The sequence below is a fragment of the Mesorhizobium sp. B2-5-11 genome (assembly GCF_006440835.1).
In the GTDB taxonomy this organism is placed as follows: domain Bacteria; phylum Pseudomonadota; class Alphaproteobacteria; order Rhizobiales; family Rhizobiaceae; genus Mesorhizobium.
The window spans coordinates 1-12,492 of the sequence record NZ_VFUK01000019.1 but is presented as its reverse complement, the minus strand read 5'-3'; the positions used below and the strand labels follow the sequence as shown (position 1 = coordinate 12,492).

Below are 12,492 nucleotides of genomic sequence, written 5' to 3'. Positions count from 1 at the left end.
CCAATAATGACGCCAGACGAGGGAAACATGCCAAATCCGACGCTTGATGCCATCGACCTGAAGATCATTGCCGCGCTGCAGAAGAACGCAAAAGCGACGACGAACGACCTTGCTGAAGCCGTCGGCCTTTCGCCCTCACCATGCGCCCGGCGCGTCAGGCTCTTGGAGGGCGCCGGCGTCATCAAAGGCTATACGGTCGTCGTCGACCAAAAGAAGCTCGGGCTGCCGATCAGCGCTTTCGCGTCGATCAAGCTTGAACGGCAACGCGAAGACGATCTCGACCGCTTCTCTCAGTCCGTGCTGCGCTGGCCGGAGGTTGTCGACTGCTATCTGATGACGGGCCAGCGCGATTACCTGATGCGCATCGTGGTGCGCGACCTGGAGGCCTACGAACGGTTCATCAAGGACAAGCTGACGCGGCTGGACAACATCGCCTCGATCGAAAGCAGCTTCGCGCTCGGCCAGGTCAAGCGCTCGGAAGTCTTGCCTGTCTAGGCGACCGGTCATTCGGCGTCGGTTAAGCTTCAGCGGCGGAAGCGAGTTGGGGGACCGCGTCACCCCGATCGCAATTCACGTCGGGCGTGTATCTCCTCGAGCGGCCAGGCTTGATCCACCCACCCCAGTCCGTCCGCAATATGTACATATTTTGTACATATATATTGACGAAGCACCGCATCCGACCGTAGCGTTGAGCGGCTGAGGCGGGACGCCTTCGCGCAACTCAAACTCATGGGAGGACCCCACCGATGAAATTTCGAGCCCGATCGGCTGCGATTGGCCTGGCCTGCATCGCCTATGCCGCGCTTGTTGGATCTGTGCTGCCGGCAGCGGCAGAGACCACGAAAGAACGCGTCTTGAAGGAAGGGCGGATCGTCATCGGCATCCACAACCGCTCGCCATGGGGCTACAAGAAGGAGGGAACCGGCGAGCTGCTTGGCTGGCATCCGGATCTTCTCAGGGCTGCCTTTGCCGATCTCGGGGTCAAGCAGGTCGAGTTTGAGGTCACCGAGTTCGGCGCGTTGATCCCTGGCCTGATGGCCGGCCGTTTCGATGCCGTTGCGTCGGGCCTGTCGATAACGCCGGAGCGATGTCAGCAGGTCGCCTTCGGCGCTCCCGACCTGAGGTCCGACGACGCGGCGATCGTGCTCGCAGGCAACCCCAAGGCGATCCACAGCTATGCGGATCTTGCCAAGAAATCCGACGCTATCATGGGCGGCGGCCGCGGCAGCAACGTCATCAAGAACGCTATCACCGAGGGTGTGCCGGAGGACCGCATCCTGCAGTTCCCCGACATCGAGACCAACATCGCGGCACTGCGCGCCGGCCGCATCGACGCGGCTCTGTTCTCTTCCCCGACGGTGATCGGGCTGCTTGCCGGCAACAAGAGCCCCGATCTGGAGCGCGCCAGCCCGTTTACGACGGACGAGAAGTCGATCAGCTACATCGCGATCGCGTTCAGGAAGGACGATGGCGATCTGCGCGACCTCTACAATCGGGGTCTGGCGAAGGTCATGTCGAATGGCACGATCGCCACCATCATGGCGAAGTACGGATTTGGCCCCACGGAGAACGTGCCGCCAGGATTGACGAGGTCGCAATTGTGCGGAGCCGCCAACTGAACGCCATCAGCAACAGAACCCAGTTGGCATCAACAGCGCGGGCGGCCCCGCGCTAGCGCCGGCGGCCCGCGCTGGCGATGACCGGGTGCGGACCGCCCTCCCCCAGGTACGGCGTCGTCATCATGGCCGCCATGTCAATTCGATCGGGCGCTTCGAATCGGACAGGAATGCCGCGACGCCGCCAGGGTCTTGTCCGGTCCGGCATAGAGCACATGCAGGACCGCACCGACCAGCAGCGCGTGGCTCGTGTTTTCCCAATGGTTGCGCCTTTCAAGCGAGCCTTCGGGATCGACCAGGATGTCGGCGATGTTTTGTACGTCGCGGACCTCCCATTCCCCACGCCAGACCTCGAGAAAGTAACTCGAGGCGTAGCCGCTCGGGCAGACGCTCGTGTCGCTTGAACCTTGATCCTCGCCGAGGGGCAATGACTGCGAGTGAGCAAGGAATACATGGTTTTCAGGACGCGCTCGTCGTAGCCGTTCGCCATCTGAAGTTCCGTATCCCAGGTGTAGACGCCAGTTAGGTTGATGTGTTCCCGACCGGGCGGCGAGATGTGCTTCAACAAAGTCTCAAGAATGTATCGTCCCGCTCGTTTCAGTTGGGGCCAAGACCGCCGCTGCCAGCTACACGGCATCATACGCGATCGCGTATATCTTTCCTACATACGTGATCGCGTATATCTCCGTTTTATACCTAACCCCGTATATTGACGATCAATACGCGATCGCGTATATTACGGGCGTGGAGACCCATCATGACAGACCAGATCGCTCGCAACGAAAAACAACTCGGAGCCATCCTGCGCCGCGCTCGCAAGAACGCCGGGCTCACGCAAGGCTCGCTCGGCAACCAGATCCACCTACGCCAGGGTACGGTCTCCCGCCTCGAGGCCGGCGAGCCTGCGATGCAACTCCGCACCTTGATGGCCGCCCTCTCCGCTCTCGACCTTGAACTCGTCGTGCGCGCGCGCAGCAAAGGCAGCTCCGCTGATATTGAGGACCTGTTCTAATGGCACGGCGACGGGCTCACATTCCCTTGAATGTCTTCCTGAACGGGCGCCTGGTGGGCGTCCTGCGCAGGGAATCGACGGGCGCCATCGACTTCCAATACGCCCGCGAATGGCTGGACTGGCGAGGCACCTTCCCGATCTCACTCTCGCTTCCTTTGCGGGAAGACCGCTACATCGGCACGCCGGTGACCAACGTCTTCGACAACCTGCTTCCGGACAATGACGCCATACGCAGGCGTGTTGCCGAACGCGTCGGCGCCGACGGCACGGATGCCTACAGCATGCTGGCTGCGCTCGGCCATGACTGCGTCGGCGCGTTGCAATTCCTGCCTGATGGCATGGATCCAGGCCCTCCCGGCAGTCTCGAAGGCAGGCCGGTCAGCAACCAGGACGTCGCCGGAATCATCGAGAACCTTGCTGCCGCTCCGCTAGGCCTCGGCGAGGATGAGGACTTTCGCATCTCGATTGCCGGCGCGCAGGAAAAGACCGCACTGCTGCGCAAGGACGGAGGCTGGTTCAAACCGATCGGCACGGCAGCGACCACCCATATCCTGAAGCCGCAGACCGGCCGGCTGCCGAACGGCATCGATCTCTCCAACAGCGTCGAGAACGAGTATCTGTGCCTTAAGCTGCTGCAAGCGTTTGGCGTTCCCGCCGCCCAGGCGCAGATCGCTGACTTCGGCAAACGCCGCACGCTGATCGTAGAACGCTTCGACCGGCTGTGGGCCCGCGACGGCCGCCTCCTGCGCCTACCGCAGGAAGATATCTGTCAGGCGCTGTCAGTGCCGCCGACGCGCAAGTACCAGTCGGATGGCGGTCCCGGCATGCGCGAGATTATCGAGCTCTTGAAGGGTAGCGATACGCCAGATGAAGGCATCGCCACCTTCTTGCGCACCTGCATCTTGTTCTGGCTGATTGGCGCGACCGACGGCCACGCCAAGAATTTCAGTATTTTTTTGAGCCCTGGCGGACGATTCCGCATGACGCCCCTTTACGACGTGCTGACCGCGCAGCCCAGCCTTGATACCGGCCAGATTCCGCACCAAAAATTCAAGTTGGCAATGTCGGTCGGCAAGAACAGGCACTATTCGGTACCTGACATCATGCCACGCCACTTCCTGCAGACCGCTGACATTGCCGGTGTGGGCACCCCTGTCATGCGCAGAATTTTCGATGACATTGCTGAAAACGTGGAAAAGCAGGCCGACGAGGTGATCGTCTCGCTGCCGCGTGGCTTTCCTGAACAGCTTGTCGACGCAGTCAAGTCGGCTATCGGCAAGCGGGCGGCTCTCCTCGCCGATAACAAGGCTGATGCCATCGATTGATCAAGGTGCGACGAACCGGCTGCCGGGACTTGCTCGCCAGCCGCTGCTGATCATCATCGTCTTCTTCGGTCCAACAAACATTGTCGTCGCGTGACCGCCACCGGCGTCAAGTATACCCATCATCATGATGAACATGGCCATCAGGCTCCAAGCTAGCCAACTCCGTCAGGGTGGGTTTTCGCGGTGTCCATCGGATTGATATCCTCGGAAATCTCCTGTCGCAGTTTCGGCCCCTTCGCGAGGCGCCTGCCCAGGGCGGTCACGAAGGCTTCGTAGCGCTCGGCCGCCTTGGCGCGCGCGGCCTGGGCGGCGGGCTCGGGCAACGCTGGCGTTGTCGCGAGCCAGAAACGGACAAACACCGCCAGTGTCTCGACCGCAATGCCGATATCGCGCTCCTGCCTGGCCAGGCGGCGATCAACCTGATCGAGGCGTTTGGCGATAGCGGCCTCGCGACGTTCATCCCCATCCGGCGACAGGAAGGAAGCGAGTGCGGCTTCCGCAATCATGGATTGGGGTTGATCGCGCCGCGCCGCATAATCGCCAAGCATCGTCATGATGGCCTGATCGAGATAGACGGAAATCTGCGCCTTCTTTTTGCGAGCCATCATGGCGCCTACAACTCCATGCCGTCATCGGGATCCAGGGAAACCTGCCGCGCAACGCCCTGCATGAGGCGCGCCAGTCGCCGGTTGCGGACGGCATCATCGTCGTCGTCGGCATCGTCGTCCTGTCCCATATCGAATTCGTCTTCAATCGGCGCCGCCCTCTCGACGGCCTGCGCCCGATTGAGTTCGGCTTGCAGGCGGCGCTCCGATCCCGTTGGATCGCCATCGCCCTGCTGTAGCGTTCCGGAAACGTGCGTGACCTCCAAGGGAGCCAGGATCGGCAACTCGCTCCAGTCGTCAGGCTCGGCCTCTCCGGACCGCGCCAGTTCGGGTGGCGGCAACACGCGCTCCTTAAAACTGGCGTCCTCATAGTACCGCGCCTTCTTGGCCCTGATCGGCGGCGCGCCTGCCACCATGACGATCTCGTCGGTCGGCGGAAGCTGCATGATCTCGCCAGGAGTGAGCAACTGCCGTGCAGTCTCTTGCCTCGACACCATGAGATGCCCAAGCCACGGCGAAAGCCGGTGACCGGCATAGTTCTTCATCGCCCGCATTTCGGTTGCCGTGCCGAGCGCGTCTGAGACACGCTTGGCGGTCCTTTCGTCGTTTGTGGCGAAGCTGACGCGGACATGACAGTTGTCGAGGACCGAGTTGTTGGGGCCATAAGCCTTCTCGATCTGGTTGAGCGACTGCGCGATGAGAAAGCTTTTCAGGCCATAGCCGGCCATGAAAGCCAACGCGCTCTCGAAGAAGTCGAGGCGGCCCAGCGCCGGGAACTCGTCCAACATCAGAAGCAACCGGTGGCGGGTTGTCTTGGTAGGCAGGTCCTCGGTGAGGCGGCGACCGATCTGATTGAGGATGAGGCGGATAAGGGGTTTGGTCCGGTTGATGTCCGAAGGCGGCACGACGAGATAGAGCGTTGCTGGTTGCGTCCCCGCAACGATGTCGGAAATTCGCCAGTCACAGCGCCGGGTCACGCCGGCGACAACCGGATCGCGGTAAAGACCGAGGAAGGACATCGCGGTGGAGAGCACACCCGAGCGTTCATTGTCGGATTTGTTGAGCAGCTCGCGCGCCGCACTGGCGATAACCGGATGCGGGCCGGCATCTCCCAGGTGCGCGGTCTTCATCATCGCGGCAAGCGTCGATTCTATCGGGCGCTTGGGATCGGAGAGGAAGGCCGCGACGCCGGCGAGCGTCTTGTCCTGCTCGGCGTAGAGAACATGGAGGATCGCGCCGACCAGCAGCGCGTGACTGGTCTTCTCCCAATGGTTCCTCTTCTCCAGGCTCCCTTCCGGATCGACGAGAATGTCGGCGATGTTCTGCACGTCGCGAACCTCCCATTCGCCGCGGCGGACTTCCAGAAGCGGGTTGTAGGCTGACGATCTCGAATTGGTCGGATCGAAAAGCAGCACGCGACCGTGCAGAGCGCGAAAGCCCGCGGTGAGCTGCCAGTTCTCGCCCTTGATGTCGTGGACGATCGCCGAGCCCGGCCAGGTCAGAAGCGAAGGCACCACCAGGCCGACGCCTTTGCCGGACCGGGTCGGGGCGAAGCACAACACATGCTCTGGCCCGTCGTGACGCAGATAATGGCGGTCATAGCGCCCGAGCACGACACCATCGTTATCGATTAGGCCGGCTGCCTCCACCTCTCGCTTCTCGGCCCAGCGCGCCGACCCGTAGGTCTGGACAGTCTTGGCTTCGCGCGCCCGCCACACCGACATGCCGATGGCAACAATGATCGAGAGGAAGCCACCGGACACGGCGATCAATCCGCCTTTCCCGAAGATAGACGGGGCGTAGGCGTCGTAGAAATACCACCACCAGAACAGAGCGGGCGGATAGTAGACAGGCAACCCGGCGATCTCGAACCAGGGCGGACCGAGCCCCATCTGGAAACCGAGTTGCCATGCGGTCCATTGTGTCGCCGCCCAGGTCGTCAAGAGGACGATCAGGAAGACCGTGAGGATCTGGCCCCACAGGATTTTCGTGGCGGACATGGTTGTTCCTTTCTTCCAGTGTCAGAGGCCGAGACCCTTCTTGCGGCCAAAGCTCCAGTCGATGCCGCCGTCGCCACGTGCGACACCGGAGACGTGCTGGCCGAGATGCTTTTCGAGTGAGGGCGTCCAGGGGACGAGCTGGAAGCCTAGTCCGTCGTCGATCATGGCGAAACGGCCGGAGGCGAGCGCCAAGCGCTGGCGATAGGTGCCGGCAACAAAGTCTCCGCTGGCGGCGCGCTTGAAGGGTTTTCCGGTGTCGGCGGCGAGCCTGTCGCCCAGCGTCTCCAGTTCCGCACGTCGCAGCGTGTCGAGCAGGTTCCGGGTGAAGACGACCCGTCTGCCTTGGCGCTCCGCGAACCCCTGTTTGACAAGATGTTCGGCGCGCCGGTCGAGGGCGTCGCGAACCTCGGCGCCGAAGCCGGCCTCGGCCAGGGCGGCCGGTTCGCGCGCGATTGCCTGACGGTCGAGCCAGGTCGCACCCGATGCCGTGATCTGCTGATCCACTCCAAGGTCGGAGCGCACGGCGAGCGCGGCTCGCCGCTGCCCGCGCGCATCATCGAATTTTCGCAGCTCGACGATCGATCCCGGTGCGCTGTCGCCAGCGGCCTCCAGATCGGAGAGCTTGATGTGATGGGTGCGTCCGTCGACGCCGTCGACCACGGCATAGGCCGTGCCGATCAGTTCGTCATCGAGCCCACGATCGACCAGCCGGCCGACAACCGGCGTCTCCAGGCTCTCCGCGGCCAGGACATAATTGGCTGAGCCACGCTCGATGTCAGCCGCACTCATCGCGCGGTGGATGCGCTTGATGATGTCGCCGCGCTCGCCTAGCTCGCGCAGTGTTGCTTCGGCCCGTTCGTCGATTGCCCATTGGCCAGGCCCGGCCTGTTGGGCAAGACCAAGGGTCTCGAGCTTGCGCAGGCGACCGATTTTCAGAGCGTGATACTCGTCCGGTTGACTTTGGGGAGATGGCGCGAGATCGATGATCCCGCTGTCACGGCTGTCGCGAAGCAACTGCCGATCAAGTTGCGTCCACCGCTCGGACTGGATGTGGCTTTCGAGCGAGTGGCGGATATCGAGCTCGGTGCGCGGACCCAGTTCCTGGGTAACCAGATCGCGAGCCCGGTCGCGCATGCCTTCCTTGATGTAGTCACGCGCGATGACCAGATCCTGGCCATCGTCGCGAACCCCACGCACGATCAGGTGAATGTGGGGATGCTCGGTGTTCCAGTGATCGACCGCCACCCAGTCGAGCCGCGTGTCGAGGTCCTTCTCCATCTGCCCCACCAGATCGCGGGTGAAGGCGTTGAGGTCCGCCATATCGAGAGCGTCGTCCGGCGAGACGATGAAGCGGAAATGGTGACGATCGTCCTTGGCGCAAGCGGCGAAGGAAGCGCCATCGGCATTCTCCGTTCCCGGCCCGAACAGCTTCCCCTTCTCCCCGTCCCGGCTGACACCCTCGCGGCGCAGATAGTTGAGGTGAGTGCCAAGTGGAGCGGCGCGCACGGAATGACGGACGACTCGCGCCTTGACGACGGCGCCGCGCGATCGCGAGGTGATGAGGCGGTTGGCCTGGATGCTGGCGCGCTGACCGTGACCAAAGCGGGAGCGGCTTGCTTGTACAATCCGGCCCGAGCGCGAAATACCGCCGCCGGCCTTTTTCGCCGCGGCCAACACCTGCGCGATGAAGGGCCGGGCCTGCTGGGCGCGCGTGGAGCGGATGCGCCCGGGTCGAATGCGAAACTCGCGCTCATCAGCCATGGCGCGGCACCGCAATGTGGAAAAAGAAAAGCAAATACAATATGCTGGCTGCTTCATACACATTGCGCCGATGGCCGGCAATGTGCGGAACGCGCCAGAAAATCAAGCAAGAACAACCACCAGACCGCCGCGCAATGTGCGCCCTTTTATCCTGCCATCCCTCGGTTGTTACCTCGTGCCCGACTCGCCTCATTGGCTGCGACGTCAAACGAGACCCCAGGGGGCGACCTGACGGAGACTTCGTCATCGCTGCGATGTCCGGACGTCGGACCCTGTGAACAGCTGGCGCGGCCGCGAACCGGCCGCGAAAAGTTTGCGCACCAACGGTGACGACGAAACCTCGACGGAAATGTCTTCGCCAGCCGGAAGACCGGAAGCGGCCATTGACCCGGACGGGACTATGAACAGCGGCGCAACCGTCCAGCTGACGGCCTTGGCATGGCCGGCGGTGAGTGCGCCGGGCGCATCACCGCCGCCCCAGAAAGGGCGAAGCGTGACAACATAGGCCCGGGTCTCAGCCGGCAGCGGACGGCCCTTCAAGGAGGCTTCGTAACGCCCTGGCCCGGCGTTGTAGGCGGCGAGAAAGCCCGGTGAACCGTATCGATCATACAGCTCGCGAAGATAGGCGGTGCCGGCAAGGATGTTGTCGCGCGGATCATAGGGATCGCGGCCGAGCTGGTGACGAAGGCGCAGCTCGGCAAAGGTTGCGGGCATGATCTGCATCAAGCCCAAGGCGCCCTTTCGCGACACGGCGCGCGGGTCGCGGGCGCTTTCGACGTGCATGATTGCCCGTATCCAGCGCTGAGGAACGCGGAAGCGATGCGACGCCTCGGCAATAGGCGCGGCATAGGGATCGTCCGCGGATTTGCGGGAGGCCGGCGCGGATTGTGCCAGCGCCCCCGTCATCGCGTGACAGACGATCAGCATGCCACCGATCAGCCAGAGTGCCTCTCGCCGACCAGGCAACCGACTGACGGGGCGGCTTCCGTCCGCACGTTTCGGCGCCGATGGCCCACTCATCGAGCACGCTCCGGCCGCGATTTCGGCCGGATCCAGCGCAGAGACCAGGAGCCGTCGTCGGTTCGGAAGAGACCGGCGCGAAAGCGCCGGCCAAACAGCGGGTCCTCCAACCGGCACGACAGATAGTCGCCAACCGTCTGTCCGGTTTCCTTCCAGGCCGCACCCACCTCGGGGCCGCCGCCGTCACCGATGTGGATACGAAAATCCGGCGCTTTGCCGTCAGATATTGTGGTCGGCACAAGCACCAGCTCGGCATCCACGAGCAGCGTTCGAACCCGCCCGCAGTAACCCGAATCTGTTTTCTGGAAGACGCCGATCTCGGCCATGGATTATCTCCTTCTCTTGTTGGCTGGACTGAATTTCAGTTCGCCGGAGCGAGCCAGGTGTAGTGGCCATCGCCCCTCTCGTCGGTCCAAAGCGGCAGCGCGGCCCCGACGATCGAGCTCGCCGGGAACGGGCCGAAATAGCGGCCATCGAGACTCTCCCCGACCTTCCGGTTCATGACGAAGATTTCGGCGGCGGCGATGATGCGGCAGCCCTGCCATTCCGGCAGCGCGCGCCCCTTGCGGTCGCGCTCCAGTGCAGCACCCAGCGCAAGCCCGTTCACCGTGACGAGGCGGCCGAGACGGCAGACTTGCTGCCCAGGAAGCCCTTCGATGTGCTTCAGCATCGGCACGCCGAGCGGAAGGTAGCCACGCTCGGCGGCGAACCGAGCGACCTTGTCTGGCGGTTCGATGACAACGAGCGCGCCGGCCGTGGGGACGGCCATGTTCCTGATCGCATAAAGCCCGAGTGGCGCGCTGGCCGACGCGTTCCACAGCAGCAGCTGCGGCATCTCCACGACAGCGGGAGCGACCGTCGCGGTGACGGCTGCAAGTGCCGCGGCTATGCAGGCGGTGCGGCTCATGAAGTCACCCGCTTGCGCAACAGAAAGGCGCGGTGCTGCTCGAGCGAATAGGCACGCGGCCTTCCGCCCGCAATCAGACGGTTGTGGGTCTGACGCCAATAGCCCGGTGCGGCCTCGACCGGATCGAGGCCGATCGCCTCGACCGCATCGATCAGTTGGAGAACCCGCTCGACCTTGTCCCAACCTGCGATCTTGAGCAGGATCTCGCCGCCTGGCCGGATGTAAGGCAGAGTCTGATACGCTTCAGCGGGCAAGACCGCGCGCACGATGTCGATGCGCGAAACAACAGTGCCAAAGTCATTCGCCGCCCAGCGCACGAACGCAAAAACACTGCCTGGCGCAAATCCGACGACGCGGCGCCGCTTGTCGATGATCGTCTCATGGGCAGGACGTCCGAAGCGGATGCGATGCTCAATCCGATTCTCGATCCAGATCAGCTCGACCGTCGTGAGGTCGTCGCGCGGCGTCGATTGGGTAGACGACGTCATGTGTCGTCTCCCTTGCGCCAGCCAGCGCACCGCCGCTTCTGCCCCTCACTGCCAGTCGACGGCTTGCGCGCAAGACTGTTAGATTGAGAGTTAGACTCTAAGTTAAGAGCGCGATTTTCCGTGTCGACCCCGCCGCTTAGGGCCGATCGCGGTTCCCGAAAGCACGAGGATCCGGTTCCCGATGGCACGATAGTCCGGGTTCCTGATGGCACGACCCTGTCCACTGATCCGGGCGCCGGCTCGAAAGCCAACAGCACACGGCCGCTGGCTTCGACCTCCGTGAACAGAAGGTATCCCGGCAAAGGTTGGCGGCGCACGATGCCACGCAGTTCGAAGGCGAAGCGCTTGAGCGGCGAGAGGCTGCCGGACTTGCGATGCAGGTGGCTGATGTCAAAACGCCAGCCGGAGTGCTGGCGACCGCCATGCTTGCGCACCAGCCGATAGAGCCAGCGCTCCAGACCGCCCGTCAGGCGGAAATAGGCGCGGTCGATCGTCAGGATGAGCGCATCGTCCATAACAGCGCGGTAGAACCAATCCGGCAAAATCAATTCGACGCCGAGCGGGTGGCCGTTTCGATCGAAGCGCTCCTGCCACTCGTTGATCCACGAGAAGCGATGGCGCCGGCCTTCGGCGCGTTGGCGAATGGAGGTGACGACGCTTGTCGACTGCAGGCGATCGAGCGCCGCCTTGAGGCGCAGATAGTCTCGCTTCGAGACACCGCGGCCGACGAAGGTGAGCATTTCGTATGGCGTCGCGGCCATCAGGCGCGAAGTGCGCAATCCGGCGTCCCGCGCATTGACGATCTGGCTTGCGGCCCAGATCAGGATATCGGCATCCCAGATCGTCGCCATGCCGTGGTCGGGCATCGCTTCGACACGGATAGCCACATCGCCGGCGCGAAAGTCGATGGGCGCGATGCGCCTGGATTTGGCGAGGGAAAAGAAGGGATAGGCCATGAGGTCCTGCGCATCGCGTGGCGCGACAACACCGGGCAGCGCGTGGAACAGATCAAGCTGTCCGCGTTCCGATGGTTGGCGTGGTCGTGCCGACATAGGGGAGATCAGCCGTGTCAGCGCCTTTCGCGCCCGGCATAGGCGATCAGGCGGGCGGCTTGAGGCTTGGCGGGCAGCACCGAGCCTTGCGGATCGGATGTCGACGTCATCGCGCCGCGCTGCACCCAGGCCTGGAGGTCGTCGACGGCGTAGACGACGCGGCCGCCGAGTTTTCGATAGGCAGGCCCGGTGCCGTAGGTGCGGTGTTTCTCCAGCGTACGCGCCGAAAGACTGAGGAAATGCGCAGCTTCCGAAGTGCGCAGGTAGCGCGGCGGCAATGGCGCGGCGTCGGCATTCATCGGGTGTCTCCTTGCGGCCGTCGAGATTGAACGGCGATCGATGGCCAGGATGGAAGAGTGTGGAGACGGTGATCAGGTGCGCAATTGAGGGGCGCTATTTCGCACCGCCAAGAGGCCTTCAGGCAGTGGCGCCGGCGCGCAGCCATTGAGAACAGCCGCGCTCGACCATCTCCACGGCGTCGCGCATCAGACGACAGGAAGCCGGTAATGGCAGCCGGCGGCGCGGAAAGCTTCCGCGGCACCGGCAGAAGGCGCCTCGCCCGACACCGGGCGAGGCGTCTGCCAGTTCACTCGCCGTTGCGGCGGTTGGGGCGGGACCAGATGAGGCTATGGCCCTCGCCTTCCTCGTCGGCGAAGAGGTTGGCGTAGATCGGGGCGGTGAAGCTCGGATCGTCGAGCTTGAGCCC

The 12,492-nt window shown here is 63.4% G+C and carries 15 protein-coding genes and 1 pseudogene; 4 read left to right on the top strand and 12 right to left on the bottom strand.

Annotated elements, in window-relative coordinates; translation table 11 throughout:
* Positions 1-27 precede the first annotated feature (27 nt).
* Positions 28-495: an Lrp/AsnC family transcriptional regulator gene (locus tag FJ490_RS31225; protein WP_140522992.1), complete on the top strand. Its 468-nt coding sequence runs from the start codon at positions 28-30 to the stop codon at positions 493-495.
* A gap of 251 nt (positions 496-746) precedes the next feature.
* The gene (gene ehuB, locus FJ490_RS31220; RefSeq protein ID WP_140522994.1) at positions 747-1,619 is read left to right on the top strand and encodes an ectoine/hydroxyectoine ABC transporter substrate-binding protein EhuB; all 873 of its coding nucleotides are present in this window, start codon (positions 747-749) and stop codon (positions 1,617-1,619) included.
* 61 nt (positions 1,620-1,680) lie between these two features.
* On the opposite strand, the pseudogene FJ490_RS31215 reads toward ehuB, so the two are convergent.
* Positions 1,681-1,972, bottom strand: a pseudogene (locus FJ490_RS31215) (type IV secretory system conjugative DNA transfer family protein); the annotation flags it as partial.
* Between the two features lie 401 nt (positions 1,973-2,373).
* On the opposite strand from FJ490_RS31215, the gene FJ490_RS31210 reads away from it, so the two are divergent.
* Together FJ490_RS31210 and FJ490_RS31205 are read left to right on the top strand one after the other, a co-directional pair.
* The gene (locus FJ490_RS31210; protein ID WP_064982438.1) at positions 2,374-2,628 is read left to right on the top strand and encodes a helix-turn-helix domain-containing protein; all 255 of its coding nucleotides are present in this window, start codon (positions 2,374-2,376) and stop codon (positions 2,626-2,628) included.
* Entirely contained in the window at positions 2,628-3,953 is a 1,326-nt protein-coding gene (locus FJ490_RS31205) for a type II toxin-antitoxin system HipA family toxin (RefSeq protein ID WP_140522996.1), read from the top strand. The genes FJ490_RS31210 and FJ490_RS31205 overlap by 1 nt, the downstream gene beginning before the upstream one ends.
* Here the strand turns inward: FJ490_RS31205 and FJ490_RS32900 are convergent, their stop codons facing one another.
* The 11 genes from FJ490_RS32900 to FJ490_RS31155 form a co-directional block, all read right to left on the bottom strand.
* Positions 3,954-4,094, bottom strand: coding sequence for a hypothetical protein (locus FJ490_RS32900; protein WP_181165445.1), 141 nt, complete (start codon positions 4,092-4,094; stop codon positions 3,954-3,956).
* Between the two features lie 11 nt (positions 4,095-4,105).
* Positions 4,106-4,561: a CopG family transcriptional regulator gene (locus FJ490_RS31200; RefSeq protein WP_140522998.1), complete on the bottom strand. Its 456-nt coding sequence runs from the start codon at positions 4,559-4,561 to the stop codon at positions 4,106-4,108.
* 5 nt (positions 4,562-4,566) lie between these two features.
* Positions 4,567-6,558, bottom strand: a complete 1,992-nt coding sequence (locus tag FJ490_RS31195) for a conjugal transfer protein TraG (protein ID WP_140729556.1) — start codon at positions 6,556-6,558, stop codon at positions 4,567-4,569.
* A 21-nt stretch (positions 6,559-6,579) separates the two neighbouring features.
* Positions 6,580-8,319: a VirD2 family relaxase/mobilization nuclease gene (locus FJ490_RS31190; protein ID WP_140523002.1), complete on the bottom strand. Its 1,740-nt coding sequence runs from the start codon at positions 8,317-8,319 to the stop codon at positions 6,580-6,582.
* 243 nt (positions 8,320-8,562) lie between these two features.
* Complete coding sequence (locus FJ490_RS31185; protein ID WP_318013186.1) at positions 8,563-9,246, bottom strand: lytic transglycosylase domain-containing protein; 684 nt, start codon at positions 9,244-9,246, stop codon at positions 8,563-8,565.
* Positions 9,247-9,335: 89 nt separating this feature from the next.
* Positions 9,336-9,665, bottom strand: coding sequence for a DUF736 family protein (locus tag FJ490_RS31180; RefSeq protein WP_140523006.1), 330 nt, complete (start codon positions 9,663-9,665; stop codon positions 9,336-9,338).
* Positions 9,666-9,700: 35 nt separating this feature from the next.
* Positions 9,701-10,246, bottom strand: coding sequence for a S26 family signal peptidase (locus tag FJ490_RS31175; RefSeq protein ID WP_140523008.1), 546 nt, complete (start codon positions 10,244-10,246; stop codon positions 9,701-9,703).
* Positions 10,243-10,734, bottom strand: a complete 492-nt coding sequence (locus FJ490_RS31170; RefSeq protein WP_140523433.1) for a DUF2840 domain-containing protein — start codon at positions 10,732-10,734, stop codon at positions 10,243-10,245. Before FJ490_RS31170 ends, FJ490_RS31175 begins: the two co-directional genes overlap by 4 nt.
* A complete protein-coding gene (locus FJ490_RS31165) occupies positions 10,731-11,786 on the bottom strand; it encodes a replication initiator protein A (protein WP_140523010.1) in 1,056 nt (351 codons plus the stop codon). The genes FJ490_RS31170 and FJ490_RS31165 overlap by 4 nt, the downstream gene beginning before the upstream one ends.
* A 17-nt stretch (positions 11,787-11,803) precedes the next feature.
* Positions 11,804-12,085, bottom strand: coding sequence for a helix-turn-helix domain-containing protein (locus tag FJ490_RS31160; protein ID WP_140523012.1), 282 nt, complete (start codon positions 12,083-12,085; stop codon positions 11,804-11,806).
* Positions 12,086-12,372: 287 nt separating this feature from the next.
* A partial coding sequence (locus FJ490_RS31155) for a DUF736 family protein (RefSeq protein WP_140729555.1) occupies positions 12,373-12,492 on the bottom strand: 120 nt, incomplete at its 5' end.

Bases quoted from the DNA above. Each gene is read 5' to 3' on its own strand.
- FJ490_RS31225 (WP_140522992.1), top strand. From the start codon at position 28: ATGCCAAATCCGACGCTTGATGCCATCGACCTGAAGATCATTGCCGCG.
- ehuB (WP_140522994.1), top strand. From the start codon at position 747: ATGAAATTTCGAGCCCGATCGGCTGCGATTGGCCTGGCCTGCATCGCC.
- FJ490_RS31210 (WP_064982438.1), top strand. From the start codon at position 2,374: ATGACAGACCAGATCGCTCGCAACGAAAAACAACTCGGAGCCATCCTG.
- FJ490_RS31205 (WP_140522996.1), top strand. From the start codon at position 2,628: ATGGCACGGCGACGGGCTCACATTCCCTTGAATGTCTTCCTGAACGGG.
- FJ490_RS32900 (WP_181165445.1), bottom strand. From the start codon at position 4,094: ATGGCCATGTTCATCATGATGATGGGTATACTTGACGCCGGTGGCGGT.
- FJ490_RS31200 (WP_140522998.1), bottom strand. From the start codon at position 4,561: ATGATGGCTCGCAAAAAGAAGGCGCAGATTTCCGTCTATCTCGATCAG.
- FJ490_RS31195 (WP_140729556.1), bottom strand. From the start codon at position 6,558: ATGTCCGCCACGAAAATCCTGTGGGGCCAGATCCTCACGGTCTTCCTG.
- FJ490_RS31190 (WP_140523002.1), bottom strand. From the start codon at position 8,319: ATGGCTGATGAGCGCGAGTTTCGCATTCGACCCGGGCGCATCCGCTCC.
- FJ490_RS31185 (WP_318013186.1), bottom strand. From the start codon at position 9,246: ATGCTGATCGTCTGTCACGCGATGACGGGGGCGCTGGCACAATCCGCG.
- FJ490_RS31180 (WP_140523006.1), bottom strand. From the start codon at position 9,665: ATGGCCGAGATCGGCGTCTTCCAGAAAACAGATTCGGGTTACTGCGGG.
- FJ490_RS31175 (WP_140523008.1), bottom strand. From the start codon at position 10,246: ATGAGCCGCACCGCCTGCATAGCCGCGGCACTTGCAGCCGTCACCGCG.
- FJ490_RS31170 (WP_140523433.1), bottom strand. From the start codon at position 10,734: ATGACGTCGTCTACCCAATCGACGCCGCGCGACGACCTCACGACGGTC.
- FJ490_RS31165 (WP_140523010.1), bottom strand. From the start codon at position 11,786: ATGTCGGCACGACCACGCCAACCATCGGAACGCGGACAGCTTGATCTG.
- FJ490_RS31160 (WP_140523012.1), bottom strand. From the start codon at position 12,085: ATGAATGCCGACGCCGCGCCATTGCCGCCGCGCTACCTGCGCACTTCG.